Source organism: Burkholderia guangdongensis, from assembly GCF_013403875.1.
Classification (GTDB): Bacteria; Pseudomonadota; Gammaproteobacteria; order Burkholderiales; family Burkholderiaceae; genus Burkholderia; species Burkholderia guangdongensis.
Window position 1 is genome coordinate 302,824 of sequence record NZ_JACBNX010000001.1, and the last position, 15,666, is coordinate 318,489.

The following is a 15,666-nucleotide window of genomic DNA, read 5'->3' on the forward strand; positions in this document are numbered from 1 at the left end:
CGGCCGATCGGGACCGAGGCTTAAACCACCCGCTCCGCCGCCGGCGCGATCGCGGCCCGGCGTGCGGGCTTCAACCGCGCCGACCACCGCATCGCGGGCTGCTCGAACAGCCGGTAGAACAGATACGCGACCGGAATCGCCGCGGCCATGAACGCGAACGACGGCCAGATCGGCAACTGCAGCTCGGACCGGTACAGCACCGACCCGATGCACACGAACAGCGGCAGATGCACGAGGTAGAGCGAGTAGCTGAAGTCGCCGAACCATCCGAACACGCGCATCGGCGCATTCATGCGCGGCGGTTGCGCGAGCGCGCGATACAGGAAGCACGCAAAGCCCGCGGCCCACAGCTGAAACGCGCCGTACTGCCCGAAGTGAAACGCGCCGCAGCCGGCCGCGAGCAGCACGGCAGCCGCGGCGTACCATCCGCGGGACACCGCACCGGCCGCACCCGGGCGTTGCGCGCGCACGTCGGCGATGAGCGCGCCGATCGTCCATGACAGCCAGTACGACGTGAAGAACTGCAGATCGTGGCGTTCGAGCACCCACGCCGACACGACGTTGACGAGCGCGACCGTCGCCAGCACCGCCGGCATCCCGAAGCGCTTGCGCGCCGCGAACAGCAGCGGATAGATCGCGTAGAACTGGATTTCGAGCGACAGCGTCCACAGCGCGCCGTTCGACCCGTACGTATAGCCGGCGACGCCCTGCAGCGAGAACAGATTGACGAGGAACGCCGTGACGCCGATGTCGCGGATCTTGTGGCTGACCGGCGCGAACTGCAGGCTGATCGCGTCGAGCGCGAGCGTGAGCAGCAGCGCGGCAAGCAGCACCGGATAGATCCGCACGAAGCGGCGCGCCCAGAAGTTCGGCGCATCGAGCCGGTACGCGGGATCGGCCGCGAGCTTGAGCGCTGCGTTCCGGTGAATGCAGTAACCGCTGATCACGAAGAAGATCGGCACGCCGGCCGAGCCCCACGCGAACGGAAAGGTCAGGTAGCCGGCGAGCACGCCGGGCGACAGCGCGTGGCCGTACACGTGATGAAAACTCTGCATGCCGACCCAGACGACCTGGCGGCAGTGGAAGTACGCGACGAGCAGCGCGGCGAAGCCGCGCATCGCGTCGATCACGTGTTCCTTGCGATCGGCGGCGGGCGCGGCCGAAGACGATCCGCTGAAAGCATGCATGCGATTCGGTTCCTTGCGACGAACATGACGGGAAATCTCACCCCATCCTAGTGCGCAAGAATTCGCTCAATGAATAAAAAAATTTCGTGGGCGAATCGGCGCGGTTTCCCGTGTCGCGTCATCGGACTCGAGGGTTTCAAAGACATTACGCGCAATTATTTGCCGATTTTTTTCTGATAGTTTGAAACTCCCGAAGATTGATGCAAGGAGCGGCAGATGGATATGCACTGGATCGCGAGCGCAGCGGTGCTGCTGATCATGGCCGTGCTGTCGGCGTATCGCGATGCGCTGAAGAACGAGCCTATCCGCCGGGGCTTCGAGCGGGGTCGCGTACCCTATATCGAAGAATTCGAATCGTAATCGCCTTTCGAATTCGGCGAGGCGGTCATTCATCGTCGTGTCGCATCGCGATGCGGCGCAGTCCACGCAATCAGGATGCAAACATGTTGAAAGTCACCAAGGCCGTGTTCCCCGTTGCGGGTCTCGGCACGCGGTTCCTTCCCGCGACGAAGGCCAGCCCGAAGGAGATGCTGCCCGTCGTCGACAAGCCGTTGATCCAGTACGCCGTCGAGGAAGCGATCAACGCGGGCATCACCGAGATGATCTTCGTGACCGGCCGCAGCAAGCGCGCGATCGAGGATCACTTCGACAAGTCGTACGAGATCGAATCCGAACTCGAGGCGCGCGGCAAGGACAAGCTGCTCGAACTCGTGCGCGGGATCAAGCCGAGTCACGTGAACTGTTTCTACGTACGGCAGCCGGAAGCGCTCGGCCTCGGCCATGCGGTGCTGTGCGCGGAGAAGCTCGTGCACGGCGAGCCGTTCGCGGTCATTCTCGCGGACGACCTGCTGCACGGCGAGCAGCCGGTGCTCAAGCAGCTCGTCGATATCTTCGACCACTATCACAGCTCGGTGATCGGCGTCGAGACGATCGCGCGCGAAGACAGCCGCTCGTATGGCGTGATCGAGGGCCGCGAGTGGGAAGAGGACGTGATCAAGGTGTCCGGCATCGTCGAGAAGCCGGCGCCCGAGAACGCGCCGTCGAATCTCGGCGTGGTCGGGCGCTACGTGTTCATGCCGACGCTCTTCGATCATCTGCGCCGGATCAAGCCGGGCGCGGGCGGCGAGCTGCAGCTCACCGACGCGGTGCAGTCGCTGCTCGCGAGCGAGCAGGTGCTCGCGTATCGCTACTACGGCACCCGGTTCGATTGCGGCAGCAAGCTCGGCTATCTGAAGGCGACCGTCGAGCTCGCGCTGCAGCATCCGGAAGTCCGCCGCGAGTTCGAAGCGTATCTGCGGACGTGTCTGCCCACGCTGCCCACGCTGGCCGCGGTCGCTTAGCATCCCTGCGCATCGCACGTTTCAGGTGGTGGTTGTTCCGTTCAGCCCCGGCCGCTTCGGCGCCGGGGCTTTTTTCATCCTGATGCCGTCGCGCACGGCGCCTTTCGTCGCTCGCGTCGCTTGCGTCGCTTGCGTCGATATGCCAGGTACATCAGCGTGCCGACGTTTGCCGCTTCAACGCGTCGATGTTTGCCGCTCGGCCTCGAAATGCCTTTGCAGCGCATGCGCGAGCGGCTTCTTGTAGTCGAGCACGCGCCGTTCGAAGTAGCGCCACGACAGGTGGGCAAGCAGCGTCGCGAGCAGGAACTGCAGCGTTTCCGGGAGCGCGTTCTGCACGAATTGCGGCAGCCGCGCGCGCGCGTAGAGCGCCGGCATCACGCCGAAGTGTGCGGGAATCAGGTTGTGGATCAGGTAGAAGCCGTAGCTGATCGTGCCGAGATAGGCGAGCGGCGCCCATTCGAGCAATGCGACGGCCGGATGGTCGGGGGCGTTGACGATCCACAGCAGTAGCGAGCCGAGCGACGCGCTCAGGCCGAGATCCGCGAGCCCGTCGGCCGCGCGCGGCAGCGCGGCCCAGGCCGGCAGCGTCAGGAACAGCACGACGCCCGCGGCGCCGAGCCATCCGGGCGGAATGCGGCGCGACACGCGCGAGCGGTGATCGGCGAGCGCCATCGCGCCGATCCCGCCAAGCGCGATCAACGCGAAATTCCACGGCGAGAACGCATAGATCAGCACCGGCGACGCATCGTCGACGTACAGCGCGAGATGTGCGGCCGCGCACAGCGCGACGGCCGCGGCGGCGAGCGCGACGTGCCGCGTGGCAGGTGTCGCGAGCAGCACGAGCGGCGCGATCAGATAGCACTGCTGCTCGACCGCGAGGCTCCAGAAGTGCGACGTGGAGCCTGGCCAGCCGTCCTTCACGACGCCGATCCAGTAGTTCGACAGAAAGACCGCGTGCCACTTGAGGCCGAGATGGATCCCGCGCTGATAGAACAGCGTGTGCGCGAGCGCGAGCGCGGCCAGCAGCAGGTAGTAGACCGGGAAGATCCGCAGCGCGCGCTTCACGAGAAAGAGGCTGAGCGCATGGTGGCGCGTGAGCCCGCCGCGTTCGATCGCTTGCCGGTTGCGGTGCAGCTCGCCGACGATCAGGTAGCCGCTGATGAGGAAGAACGTCCACACGCCGAGCTTGCCGACGTCGATCGCGAGCACGTGGGCCTTGTGGGACAGGAAGACGAGAATGACGGCGACAGCCCGCAGGCCGTCGAGTCCTTTGACGTATCTGACTTCGCGCATGCGGATTTTCCAGCGTTGGGCCGGACCAGTATAGGTGCGCAAATATCGAACATAATTCGCGTCGCGCGGCGTGCGCGACGGTGCCGATTGGGCGATGCGGGTGGCTTCAGCGTGCGTGACGCAACAAAAACTGCGGGAAACCCGTGTATGACACACAAAAGTGCTGCACGAAGCGTCGCGGCGCTTGTAGAATCCGGCGTTGAAGTGCATCGTGCGCTTCGTGTATCCAACGACCACACCTGGTAGGAGAAACATGGCGACTTCCGCAAAAAAGGTAGCCAAGAAGGCTGCCGCACCGGCCAAGAAAGTGGCTGCCAAGAAAGCCGCGCCCGCGAAGAAAGTAGTGGCCAAGAAGGCTGTCGCGAAGGCGCCGGCCGCTCCGACGCCGATCAAGAACTCTTTCACGAAGGCTTCGCTGGCTACGCACATCGCTGAGCAGGCGGCGGTCGAACTGAAGGCCGTGAAGGCCGTGCTCGCCGCGCTCGAGAACACGGTGCTGGGCTCGGTCCACAAGAAGGGCGCGGGCGAGTTCACGCTGCCGGGTCTGCTGAAGATCACCGCGCAGGCCGTGCCGGCGAAGAAGAAGCGCTTCGGCAAGGATCCGTTCACGGGCGAAGAGCGCTGGTTCCCGGCGAAGCCGGCCAGCGTGCGCGTGAAGGCGCGCGCGCTGAAGAAGCTGAAGGACGCGGCCGCCTGAGTGCCACGCGGCGCGCTGCCGGTTTCGCCGGCAGCCGCAAGCGATCCCGACGAGCCCCGCACGCGACGAGCGTGCGGGCTTTTTTTTATGCCGCGCGTGTTGTGCCGCGCATCGGCACTGGCCATGGACAAAAAAAAACCAGCCAGGCCCGAGGGCGCTGACTGGTTTTCCAGTCCGGCGAAGCGGCGTCGTGAGACGCCGCGCGCCGTATCGATGTACTTCTTATTAGAACTTGTGACGCAGGCCGACGGCCACGATCTCTGCCGAGCTCGTGCCAGCGCCGCCCGTCGAAGCGATCGACGCTTGCGCGCTCTGGAAGTCCAGTGCGCTGTTGCCGGTGTCCGCGATACGCTGGTAGCCGCTTGCGTGCTGGTACGCGCCGATCAGGTAGACGTCCGTACGCTTGGACAGCGCGTATTGGCCGCTCGCCGTGACCTGGTGGTACTTCGCGTCCGCGTCGCCGCTCGCCTTCGTGTACGAATAGCCGAGGCCGAGCTGGACAGCCGGCGTTGCCTGGAACGTGGCCCACGCGCGGCCGGTGTTGTACTTCTCGGTCGATGCGAAGGCCGACAGCGCGTCCTGGTTGTACTGCGCGTTGCTGTAGCCGAGGCCGAACGCCACCGGGCCGAATGCGTACTGACCGGCGACTTGCGCGATGCCGACCGACTTCGCCGTTGCGTAGCCGGAGTTGATCGGGCCGTCGAACGTTGCGCCTGCGTCGGCCGTCGGGCTCGTCCACGCGGTGCGGGTCGCGCCGTTCGTCATGTGCAGGTAGCCTGCCGACACGCCCAGCGGGCCGTTGTTGTAAGCAGCTGCAGCACCCCACGACTGACCCGTGCCCGGCTTGCCGGCCACGCCGCTCAGCGCGTACATGCCTTCGAACTGGAAGCCGCTGAAGACCGGCGACGTGTACTTGACCACGTTGTTGAAGCGCGCGCTGTTGTCGTTGTTGTCGACGTCGCCCGGCGTGGCGTATTCGAACGCGATGTTGTCGCCCGTCATGCCCTGGACCAGGTCGGTCGTCGGGTCGTATTGACGGCCGAGCGTGACGGTGCCGGCTTGGTCGCTTTGCAGGCCGACGTAAGCTTGACGGCCGAAGATGCCCTTGTTCTGGCCCAGTTGGCCGTTCGCCGGGTTAAAGCCGCTTTCCAGCTGGAAAATCGCCTTCAGGCCACCGCCCAGATCTTCGGTGCCCTTGAGGCCCCACTTGTTGCCGCTTTCGTTGCCCGACAGCATTTGCCACGAGTTGTTGCCTTGGCCGTTGTTGCCGTGCACGTAGGCGATCGACGTATCGAGCGTACCGTACAGCGTCACGCTCGATTGAGCGTGAGCGGCGCCTGCAGCACCGACGAGGGCGAGCGAGAGGGTAGACAGTGCGAGTTTCTTCATCGTTGATTTCTCCACGCTAGTAAATCGTTATTGGTTGCGGGATGGAGAATAGCGCAGCGCATGATTCGCACGAAAGATTTAAAAAATAAAGTGTCGCCAAAACATCACAGCTGCTTGAAAAGCCATATTTATCAAGTACATCAACGACTATTCTCAAAACGGAAATAGTTGGTGACGGTTTTTGTTGATTGTTGTGGCTTTTGGTGCGCGAACGGCAACGACGGCGGTTTTGCGCGGCCTCGCGACGGAAATCGGGCGAAGGAAACGTTTGCGATTGCGCGTCGGTAGCGCCGAGCGTGTCGATGTGCGCCGCGAACTTGGTGCGACAACGCGTGGGCGTGGCTCGACAACGCGCAGGCGTTGTGCTTGAGCGCCGCCCGCCGTCGTCAGCCCCGGGGGTTAGGCCCGGTCATCAGCCCCGGCCGGCGGGCCGGACCGCGCCGCCGGCGGCTTCCGCCGGCCGCGCCGCCGCGCCGCGGGCCGCCGCGAATTCCGCGCCGAGCAGTAGCACGGCGGCGGAGAAGTACAGCCACATCAGCAGGACCGCGAACGATCCGGCGGCACCGAACGCGCTGGCGGTTCCCGCGTGCGCGAGATACAGCGCGAACAGCTTCTTGCCGCCGGAGAACAGGATCGCCGACACGAAGCCGCCGATCGCGGCGTCATGCCATTCGACGCGCGCGTCGGGCAGGAACTTCATCAGCGCCGCGAACGCGGACGCGAGCACCGCGATGCCGATCGAGAACTGCAGCAGATTGCCGATCAGCAGATACGGCGAATCGCCCCACAGCCAGCGGCCGATGAACGAGATCGCGGTGTCGAGCACGAGCGACACGATCAGCAGGAACGCGACGCCGAGCACGAGCCCGAACGAGACCAGCCGCACGCGCACGAGCCCGAGCACGCTCGACCAGCGGTTTTCCCGCGACGGCCAGATCACGCTCAGCGCGGCGTTCAGCGACGTGAACGTCGCCGACGCGCCGATCGCGAGCATCGCGAACGAGATCAGCGCCGCGACGCCGCCATGCTGGCCGTTGCGGTGCGCGTTCTCGACGATCGTCTGCACGCTCGTGGCGGCCTCGTTGCCGATCAGTTGATGCACCTGCGCGAACACCTGGCCACGCGCGGCGTCGTCGCCGAAGAACCAACCGGCCACGGCGATCACCATCACGAGCATCGGCGCCAGCGAAAACGCCGAGTAGAACGCGATGCTGGCGGCCATCGACGAGCAGCGGTCGGTCGAAAAGCGCTGGAACGCCGTGCGCGCCCAGTCGAATTGCCGGCGGGCCGCGTGCGTCGCTTGGGCGGGGAGGAGCGTGGGCTTCATGTCGTGTCGGCAGGCGATGCGGAATGCGTCGCGGAATTCGTCGCGAAGTTTGTCGCGAAGTTTGTCGATTGGACAGGCGAGACGCCGCGAGGATTCCAGTCGCTTGCGCCGGCGCGTGTCCGATGTCTGCCGATTGTCCCACGATGTCCGGCGGCGGAGGCCGGACGGCCCCGCGTCGCGGAGCGGACGCGGGCGAAAAAGCCTCGGTCGCGGGAGGGTGACCGCGACCGAGGGGAGAAAAGCATCCTATCGAGGTATGGATGCCTGCAAAGCATATGCCGGGTGTCGGGGCGCCCGCAGTGACCGGGATCACAGTCCGGGCACGGTCGGCGGTGCAGGTGCTGCCGCCGACCGTGCCCGGCGCCCGGCGTCTGGCGTAGCATGAGCGCAAGACCCTGTTCCCTTGTTTCCTGTCCGGAGAGAAATCGCGATGACTGATCCGTCGAGCAACCATGCGCTGCTGCCGCTGCTGGGCATCCGGATACCGATCATTCAGGCGCCGATGGCGGGCGTCACCACGCCGGCGCTGGCGGCGGCCGTGTCGAACGCGGGCGGGCTCGGCTCGCTGGGCGTCGGCGCGATGAACGCCGATGGCGCGCGCCAGGCGATCCGCGCGACGCGCGCGCTGACCGACCGGCCGTTCAACGTGAACGTGTTCTGCCATCGGCCGGCGCGCGCGGATGCGGCGGTCGAGCGCGCGTGGCTCGACTGGCTCGCGCCGGTGTTCCGCCAGTACGGCGCGACGCCGCCGGATGGCTTGTCGGAGATCTACACGAGCTTCGTCGTCGATCGTGCGATGCAGCAGATGCTCGTCGACGAGAAGCCGGCAGTCGTCAGCTTTCACTTCGGGCTGCCGCCGGCCGACGTGATCGACGAGCTGAAGCGGGCCGGCATCCGGCTGCTCGCGTGCGCGACGAACGTCGACGAGGCGAAGCAGATCGAGGCGGCGGGCATCGACGCGATCGTCGCGCAGGGGATCGAGGCGGGCGGGCATCGCGGCGTGTTCGATCCGGATGCGGCCGATCCGCGACTCGGCACGTTCGCGCTGACGCGGCTGCTGGTGCGCGAATGCGCGCTGCCGGTGATCGCGGCGGGCGGGATCATGGACGGCGCGGGGATCGCGGCGGCGCTCGCGCTCGGCGCGCAGGCGGCGCAACTCGGGACCGCGTTCGTCGCGTGCGCGGAGACGTCGATCGACGACGGCTACCGGCGCGCGTTGCTCGGCGAATCGGCGCGCCGCACGACGTTCACGACGGCGATCTCGGGGCGGGTCGCGCGGTCGATGGAGAACCGGATGACGGCGCTCGGCGAGGATCCGGGTGCGCCGAAGACGCCCGCGTACCCGAACGCGTACGACGCGGGCAAGGCGCTGAACGCGGCGGCGAAGGCCAACGGGGAATTCGGCTATGGCGCGCAGTGGGCCGGGCAGGCGGCCGCGCTGGCGCGGGCGTTGCCGGCAGCGGAGCTGTTCACGCTACTGGAGCGCGAAATGCGCGATGGCATCCGGCAGATGCAGGCGCGCTGGGGCTGATCCGCCGCATCCGGCGGCGCGCGCCTTACCACACGAAGGCTGCGCTCAGTGCGCGGCCCATTCGATCGTGCTCAGGTCGACGCCTTCGAGGTGCATGTCCCACAGCGGGCTCAGCGCGCGCAGCTTCTCGACCGTCTCCTGAACCTGGCGGATCACGGCGTCGACTTCCGCGTCGGTCGTGAAGCGGCCGAGCGTGAAGCGGATCGAGCTGTGCGCGAGTTCGTCGCTGCGGCCGAGCGCGCGCAGCACGTAAGACGGCTCGAGCGACGCCGACGTGCACGCGGAACCCGACGACACCGCGACGCCCTTGATCCCCATGATCAGCGATTCGCCTTCGACGAAGTTGAAGCTGACGTTCAGGTTGTGTGGAATGCGGTGCGTGAGGTCGCCGTTCACGTAAACCTCGTCGAGCTGCTTCAGCCCGTTGTGCAGGCGATCGCGCAGCGCGCCGACGCGGCGGCTTTCTTCCGCCATCTCTTCGTTGGCCAGGCGGAACGCCTCGCCCATCCCGACGATCTGGTGCGTCGGCAGCGTGCCCGAGCGCATCCCGCGCTCGTGGCCGCCGCCGTGCATCTGCGCTTCGATCCGCACGCGCGGCTTGCGGCGCACGTACAGCGCGCCGATGCCCTTCGGGCCGTACAGCTTGTGCGCGGTCACGGTCAGCAGATCGACGTTCAGCGCATTGACGTCGACCGGAATCTTGCCCGCCGCCTGCACCGCGTCGCAGTGGAACACGATGCCCTTCTCGCGGCAGATCGCGCCGATCTCGGCGATCGGCTGAATCACGCCCGTCTCGTTGTTCACGAGCATCACCGACACGAGGATCGTGTCCGCGCGCAACGCGGCCTTGAACGCGTCGAGGTCGATCAGGCCGTTCTGCTGCACGTCGAGATACGTGACGTCGAAGCCCTGGCGCTCGAGTTCGCGGCAGGTGTCGAGCACGGCCTTGTGCTCGGTCTTCACCGTGATCAGATGCTTGCCCTTGCCCTTGTAGAAGTGCGCGGCGCCCTTGATCGCGAGGTTGTTGCCTTCGGTCGCGCCGGAGGTCCAGACGATCTCGCGCGGATCGGCGCCGAGCAGGTCGGCGACGTGCCGACGGGCCGTCTCGACCGCTTCCTCCGCCTCCCAGCCGTATGCGTGGCTGCGGGAAGCTGGATTGCCGAAGTTCTCGCCCAGATACGGAACCATTTTCGCGACCACGCGCGGATCGACCGGCGTCGTCGCGCTGTAGTCCATATAGATCGGACGGGTGTTGGGGGTGGCTTGCATGAATGTGCTCCTGAGGACGGCGCCGCGCGCTGCGCGCAGGCCCGCGAATATCCGCTGGTCCGCAAGTGTAACGGAACTGGCCACCGCGCCTGGTAACTCCATCCGTCGAGTAGGGTTGTCTTGTCCCCCGAAACGCCACGACAGGGTTTACGCCAGCTTGAATGGCTTTGTGAGTTTGCGTTTAATAAAAGCTAAATAACAAAGCTAAATATGAATGGCTTTGTGTGACGAATCTTGTGCTGCCGGGTGGCAGCGGCGGAGAGGAAAAATGAGCGAAAACCCGAATCAGGCGAGCAGCGAGGCGGACGTGCAGCGCCGCTTCCGGAACGCGTTGTCGATGTTCGCGACCGGCGTGGCGGTGATCACCGCGCCGCGCAGCGAAGGGCTGCCGATCGGCATCACGGTCGCGTCGTTCAACGCGGTGTCGCTGGATCCGCCGCTGATCCTGTTCTCGGTCGACCGCCGCAGCCTGAGCCTCGCGGATCTGTGCGCGGCGCGCGGCTACGCGGTCAACGTACTCGACGAGACGCAGCAGCACATGTCGAACCGATTCGCGAAGGCGAGCGGCGACAAGTGGGGCGGGCACGACGACGTGCCGCATGCGGCGGGCGAGCCGGTGCTGCTGCCGGACGCGCTCGCGACGTTCGAGTGCGAGCCTTACGCGCAATACGACGGCGGCGATCACGTGATCTTCGTCGGCCGCGTGACGAAGCATCAGGCGCGCTCGGAAGGGCGCCCGCTCATTTTTTTCGGCGGCCGCTACCGCACGCTCCACGGCGAGCATGCGGCATCCGCGTGAACCCCTGAACGATTTCGATTTCAACTCCTGGAGAACAGCATGATCAAGAACGGGACTCAGCACATCGCGTCGCTGCGTGACGGCCGGCAGGTCTATCTGAACGGGCAACTGGTCGGCGACGTGACCGCGCATCCGGCTTTCCGCAACTCGATCCGCAGCTACGCGAGCCTGTACGACTTCCAGGCGAACCCGGGCAACGCGGAGAAGATGACGTTCGCGTCGCCCGACACCGGCCGCCGCGTCAGCCGGATCTGGGAACTGCCGACGTCGTATGACGAGCTCGTCGAGCGCCGCGTGGCGCTGGAAGCGTGGGCCGAGCTGCATTACGGTTTCATGGGCCGCTCGCCGGACCACGTCGCGTCGTGCATCGCCGGCATGTATATGGGCATCGACGTATTCGAGCAGTACGACCCGGCCCGCGCCGGCGCGCTGCGCGACTACTACAAGTACGCGCGCGACAACGACCTGTTCCTGACTTACGTGATCGTCAATCCGCAGGCGAACCAGTCGAAGGCCGCGCACGAGCAGGAGGACAAATATCTGGCGGTCGGCATCGTCGATCAGGATGCCGAAGGGATCACCGTGCGCGGCGCGAAGATGCTCGCGACGAGCGGGATCATGGCGAACGAGGTGTTCTGCAGCTGCATCCAGCCGCTGCGCGAAGGCGACGAGATGTACGCGCTGTCGTTCGCGATCCCGATGAACGCGAAGGGGATGAAGGTGATGTCGCGCAAGTCGTATGAGGAAAACGCGACGTCGGTGTTCGACAACCCGCTGTCGAGCCGCTTCGACGAGAACGACGCGGTGCTGTATTTCGACGACGTGAAGGTGCCGTGGGAGCGGATCTTCATCGCCGGCAACACGGCGATGTGCGCGAAGCAGTTCCATGCGACGCCCGCGCACGTGTACCAGAACTACCAGTGCCAGGTGCGCCTGATGACGAAGCTGCGCTTCCTCGTCGGCCTCGGCCTGAAGATCTCGGAAGTCAACGGCACGAACACGTTCCCGCAGGTGCGCGAAACGCTCGGCCAGCTCGCGGCGGAAGCGTCGATGATCGAGGCGTACGTGTACGGGATGGAAGCGAAGGGGCGCGTCGTCAACGGCTACTTCGTGCCGGACCGCAACATGCTGTACGGCTCGCAGGTGCTCACGCAGCAGCTCTACTCGAAGATCCTGACGACGCTGCGCGAGCTCGCGGGCGGCGGCATGATCATGCTGCCGTCGAGCGTGCGCGACTTCGAAAACCCGGACCTTGCACGCATCATCGAGAAAACGCAGCGGTCGCCGGTCTGCAATGCCGAAGACCGCGTGAAGTTCTTCAAGCTCGCGTGGGACGCGGTCGGCTCCGAATTCGCGTCGCGCCACAACCAGTACGAGCTGTTCTACGCGGGCGCGTCGTTCGTGACGAAGGGCCATGCGTACCGCACGTACGACTGGCCGCGCGCGACGGGCCTCGTCGACAACCTGCTGTCGAGCTACTCGCTCGATGCCGAGCGCGCGACGCCGCGCGCGGCCTGAACCCGATTTCCAACCCCGATTTTCCCCCGGATTCCCACCCTCACACCACGAGAGAGATTCATGGCGATCAACAAGATTCACGACGAGTTCCACACGCTCGATATGGAACAGGGCTGGCAACTGCCCGAAGGCTACGCGCCGGACTCCGGCGCGCAGGAACTGATTCTGTCCGGCGCGCTCGACACGGACAACAAGCGCGGCAGCCGCACGCGCCTGCTGCGCCTGCCGGCCGGCATGTATACGACGAAGCCGTTCGTGCATGACTACTGGGAGGAAGTGTTCCTCGTCGAAGGCGACCTGACCGTCGGCAACGACGAACGCGGCGAGGGCGGCACGCCGTTCAAGGGCTATACGTACGCGGTGCGTCCGCCCGGTGCATGGCACGGCCCGTTCAAGTCGAACGGCGGGTGCGTGCTGCTCGAAATCCATTACTACGATCCGGCCTGACCGGACGCGAAGGCGACGGCAGATAACCACGAATCGCGGGCGAGCCCGGCTCGCCCGTCATGAGGACCCATTGATGAAAGCAATCACGTTCGCGATCGAAGACCGCAACGGCAAGACTGAACGCACGATCACGATCGACACGCTCGTGATCGCCGGCTGGACCGGCCGCGATACGGTCGCGATGGAAAAGCACATCCGCGAGCTCGAAGCACTCGGCGTCAAGCGCCCCGCGTATACGCCGGTGTTCTACCGCGTCGCGGCCGACCGTCTCGGGACGTCGACGGCGATGCAGGTGACCGGCGACGAAAGCAGCGGCGAAGCGGAGTTCGTGCTCGTGCGCGACGGCGGCGAGACGTTCGTCGGCATCGCGTCCGATCACACCGACCGTCAGGTCGAAACGTACGGGATCACCGTGTCGAAGCAGATGTGCGACAAGCCGTGCGCGAACACGCTGTGGCGCCTCTCGGACGTCGCCAGCCACTGGGACGATCTCGTGCTGCGCTCGTACGCGACGATCGGCGGCGAGCGCGTGCTCTATCAGGAAGGCAAGGTCACCGCGATGCGCTCGCCGCAGGATCTGCTCGACCAGTTCGCCACGCGCGGCGGCGCGTTCGTCGACGGCACCGCGATGCTCGGCGGCACGCTCGCGGCGATCGGCGGCATTCGTCCCGCGCAGCGCTTCGAGATCGAGCTCGAGGATCCGGTGCTCGGCCGTACGCTGAAGCACGGCTACGCGATCGAGACGCTGCCCGTCGCCGGGTGAAGCCGTTTCTTTGACCGGCGGGCGCCGACCGGCGAGGCAGGCGGGGATCGCGCGTGGAGATCCGAATTTGTTCCTGCGGGGCACAAGAGTTATCCGACGATCGGGCTTGATTCGCGCGACGGACGCCGATAACGTGCGCGAGACCCTTTCCTCGCGCGCGTCACGCGCACCTTCAATCAAAGCCCATGATTGCCATCGATTCGATCCTGCACGGCGGCAGGATTTTCACCGCGGTTCGCGGCCAACCCCTGCAACAGGCGATCGCGATCGGCGCCGACGGCAAGATCGTCGCGGTCGGTGCCGATCGCGACGTGCTGCCGCTCGCGCAACCGCACACGCGCGTGATCGACCTCGGCGGCAAGGTCGCGATGCCGGGCCTGCTCGATTCGCACGCGCACGCGCTGCGCGGCGGCCTGCAGCAGCGTCAGGCGAGCTTCGACGGCCAGACGGTCTCGCTCGTCGAACTCGAGCGGCAATTGCTGATCGGCGTTGGCAACGGCTCCGCGCTGCGCGACGACGTCGTCGTGCTCGGCGGCGTGCCGGTCGGGTACTGGAGCCGCATCGGCGAGCTCGAGCGGCGCTTCAACGACGGCGCGTGGGCGGCGCGCGCGGTGCTGCTGGTCGGCTTCGACTATCACACCGGCTGGGCGAACGGCGCGATGCTGAAGCTCGCGCAGGTGAGCGACGCCGCGCCGGGCGACGGTGACGGGGACGGCAGCGGCGACCACGGCAGCGACCACAGCGGCGACCACAGCGGCGGCGACCACAGCGGCGGCGACCACAGCGGCGACGACACCATCGGCGACGACAACATCGGCCGCCACGACGACGGCCGGCCGAACGGCTTTCTCGCGGAAGGCGCATTGTGGTCGGCGATCGAGCGTCTGCCGCCGCTGCCGATGGACCAGTTGCTCGAAGGCGCGCGCGATGCGATTCGCCACTACCACGGCCTCGGCGTGACCGGCTGGATGGACCCGGTCGCGAACGACGCGCCGGGCTCGCCGCTGACCAACGCGTCGGTCGGCGTGCTGCCGGTCTACAAGACGCTCGCGGAGCGCGGCGAGCTGACCGTGCACGTTGCGGCGCTCTTGATGGCGGACGCGCAGGCGACGCCGTCGGACCTCGACGAGCTGGCCGCGGTGCGCGCGCAGTTCGACGGCGTGCCGAACCTGACGGTGCCGGGCATCAAGATTTTCGCGGACGGTGTCGTCGAATATCCGACGCAGACCGCCGCGCTGCTCGCCCCGTATGCGAATTCCGGCGAATGCGGCGAGCTGCTGATCGATCCCGCGCATTTCGGCACGCTCGTCGACGCGGCCGATGCGCGCGGCTGGCTCGTGCACGTGCATGCGATCGGCGACCGCGCGGTGCGCGAATCGCTGAACGGGATCGAACACGCGCGCCGCGCGCGCCGAAGCGGCATCCCGCATTCGATCACGCATCTGCAGATCGTTCATCCGGACGACTGGCCGCGCTTTCGCGCGCTCGACGTGATCGCGTCGATGCAGCTCTTCTGGGCGAAGCGGGACGCGGATTCGGTCGACCTGGTGCAGCCGTACGTCGATGCGCACGCGTATGCGCATCAGTATCCGGCGCGCTCGCTCGTCGCGCACGGCGCGACGCTCGCAGGCGCGAGCGACTGGCCGATCTCGACGCCCGATCCGTGGCAGGCGATGTATCAGGCGGTCACGCGCGTGGGTGCCCATGGCGTGCTGAACGCGGCGGAATGCGTGGACCGGGACACGATGTTCTACGCGTACACGATCCATGCGGCGCGCGCGATGCGCATCGACGACCGGACCGGCTCGCTGGAAGCGGGCAAGCAGGCGGACCTGATCGTCGTCGATCGCGACGTGTTCGACGTCGACCACGAATCGCTGCGCGACACGCGGGTGCTCGCGACGTTCTTCGCCGGCAAGCTGGTGTTCGCGCAGGGCTTCGACGGTGCCGATACCGGCGGGTTCACGCACGATCGCGGGTGCCCGGAAGCGGGGGGCGGGATTTACCGGTGCCTGTGCGCGATGCGCTTCACGGGCATGCGGGCCGCCGGCTGAAAGTGTGAAAGAAGCGGCGGCCTGTCGAGGCCGCCGCGCATGAGTGTGCATC

At 66.3% G+C, this 15,666-nt stretch carries 14 protein-coding genes; 9 read left to right on the forward strand and 5 right to left on the reverse strand.

Annotated elements, in window-relative coordinates; all coding sequences use genetic code 11:
- Positions 1 to 20: 20 nt before the first annotated feature.
- Positions 21 to 1,187 (reverse strand): acyltransferase family protein, encoded by a 1,167-nt coding sequence (locus HZI36_RS01320; RefSeq protein WP_179400801.1) that lies wholly within the window; start codon positions 1,185 to 1,187, stop codon positions 21 to 23.
- Positions 1,188 to 1,403: 216 nt separating this feature from the next.
- Between HZI36_RS01320 and HZI36_RS01325 the strand changes: the two genes are divergently transcribed.
- Positions 1,404 to 1,547, forward strand: coding sequence for a hypothetical protein (locus tag HZI36_RS01325; protein WP_179400802.1), 144 nt, complete (start codon positions 1,404 to 1,406; stop codon positions 1,545 to 1,547).
- Between the two features lie 83 nt (positions 1,548 to 1,630).
- Positions 1,631 to 2,527 carry a UTP--glucose-1-phosphate uridylyltransferase GalU gene (galU, locus tag HZI36_RS01330; RefSeq protein ID WP_179400803.1) on the forward strand — a complete coding sequence of 299 codons (897 nt, stop codon included), beginning with the start codon at positions 1,631 to 1,633 and terminating at the stop codon, positions 2,525 to 2,527.
- A 174-nt stretch (positions 2,528 to 2,701) separates the two neighbouring features.
- Here the strand turns inward: galU and HZI36_RS01335 are convergent, their stop codons facing one another.
- Positions 2,702 to 3,820, reverse strand: coding sequence for an acyltransferase family protein (locus tag HZI36_RS01335; protein ID WP_179400804.1), 1,119 nt, complete (start codon positions 3,818 to 3,820; stop codon positions 2,702 to 2,704).
- A 253-nt stretch (positions 3,821 to 4,073) separates the two neighbouring features.
- Here HZI36_RS01335 and HZI36_RS01340 point away from each other — a divergent pair, with 253 nt between their 5' ends.
- The gene (locus HZI36_RS01340; protein ID WP_179400805.1) at positions 4,074 to 4,517 is read left to right on the forward strand and encodes an HU family DNA-binding protein; all 444 of its coding nucleotides are present in this window, start codon (positions 4,074 to 4,076) and stop codon (positions 4,515 to 4,517) included.
- Between the two features lie 225 nt (positions 4,518 to 4,742).
- Here HZI36_RS01340 and HZI36_RS01345 read toward each other — a convergent pair whose 3' ends face one another.
- Complete coding sequence (locus tag HZI36_RS01345) at positions 4,743 to 5,906, reverse strand: porin (RefSeq protein WP_179400806.1); 1,164 nt, start codon at positions 5,904 to 5,906, stop codon at positions 4,743 to 4,745.
- A 412-nt stretch (positions 5,907 to 6,318) separates the two neighbouring features.
- Positions 6,319 to 7,233: a YihY/virulence factor BrkB family protein gene (locus HZI36_RS01350; protein WP_179400807.1), complete on the reverse strand. Its 915-nt coding sequence runs from the start codon at positions 7,231 to 7,233 to the stop codon at positions 6,319 to 6,321.
- Between the two features lie 430 nt (positions 7,234 to 7,663).
- On the opposite strand from HZI36_RS01350, the gene HZI36_RS01355 reads away from it, so the two are divergent.
- The gene (locus HZI36_RS01355) at positions 7,664 to 8,764 is read left to right on the forward strand and encodes an NAD(P)H-dependent flavin oxidoreductase (RefSeq protein ID WP_179400808.1); all 1,101 of its coding nucleotides are present in this window, start codon (positions 7,664 to 7,666) and stop codon (positions 8,762 to 8,764) included.
- A 45-nt stretch (positions 8,765 to 8,809) separates the two neighbouring features.
- On the opposite strand, the gene HZI36_RS01360 is transcribed toward HZI36_RS01355, so the two are convergent.
- Positions 8,810 to 10,033: an IscS subfamily cysteine desulfurase gene (locus tag HZI36_RS01360; protein ID WP_179400809.1), complete on the reverse strand. Its 1,224-nt coding sequence runs from the start codon at positions 10,031 to 10,033 to the stop codon at positions 8,810 to 8,812.
- Positions 10,034 to 10,301: 268 nt separating this feature from the next.
- On the opposite strand from HZI36_RS01360, the gene HZI36_RS01365 reads away from it, so the two are divergent.
- The 5 genes from HZI36_RS01365 (at position 10,302) to HZI36_RS01385 (ending at position 15,614) form a co-directional block, all read left to right on the forward strand.
- On the forward strand, positions 10,302 to 10,832 hold the full coding sequence (locus tag HZI36_RS01365) for a flavin reductase family protein (protein WP_179400810.1): 531 nt from the start codon (positions 10,302 to 10,304) through the stop codon (positions 10,830 to 10,832).
- 39 nt (positions 10,833 to 10,871) lie between these two features.
- A complete protein-coding gene (locus HZI36_RS01370; RefSeq protein ID WP_179400811.1) occupies positions 10,872 to 12,350 on the forward strand; it encodes a 4-hydroxyphenylacetate 3-hydroxylase family protein in 1,479 nt (492 codons plus the stop codon).
- A 60-nt stretch (positions 12,351 to 12,410) separates the two neighbouring features.
- On the forward strand, positions 12,411 to 12,797 hold the full coding sequence (locus HZI36_RS01375) for a cupin domain-containing protein (protein WP_179400812.1): 387 nt from the start codon (positions 12,411 to 12,413) through the stop codon (positions 12,795 to 12,797).
- Between the two features lie 73 nt (positions 12,798 to 12,870).
- A complete protein-coding gene (locus tag HZI36_RS01380; RefSeq protein WP_179400813.1) occupies positions 12,871 to 13,560 on the forward strand; it encodes a DUF2848 domain-containing protein in 690 nt (229 codons plus the stop codon).
- Between the two features lie 185 nt (positions 13,561 to 13,745).
- Entirely contained in the window at positions 13,746 to 15,614 is a 1,869-nt protein-coding gene (locus tag HZI36_RS01385; protein WP_179400814.1) for an amidohydrolase, read from the forward strand.
- Positions 15,615 to 15,666 lie beyond the last annotated feature (52 nt).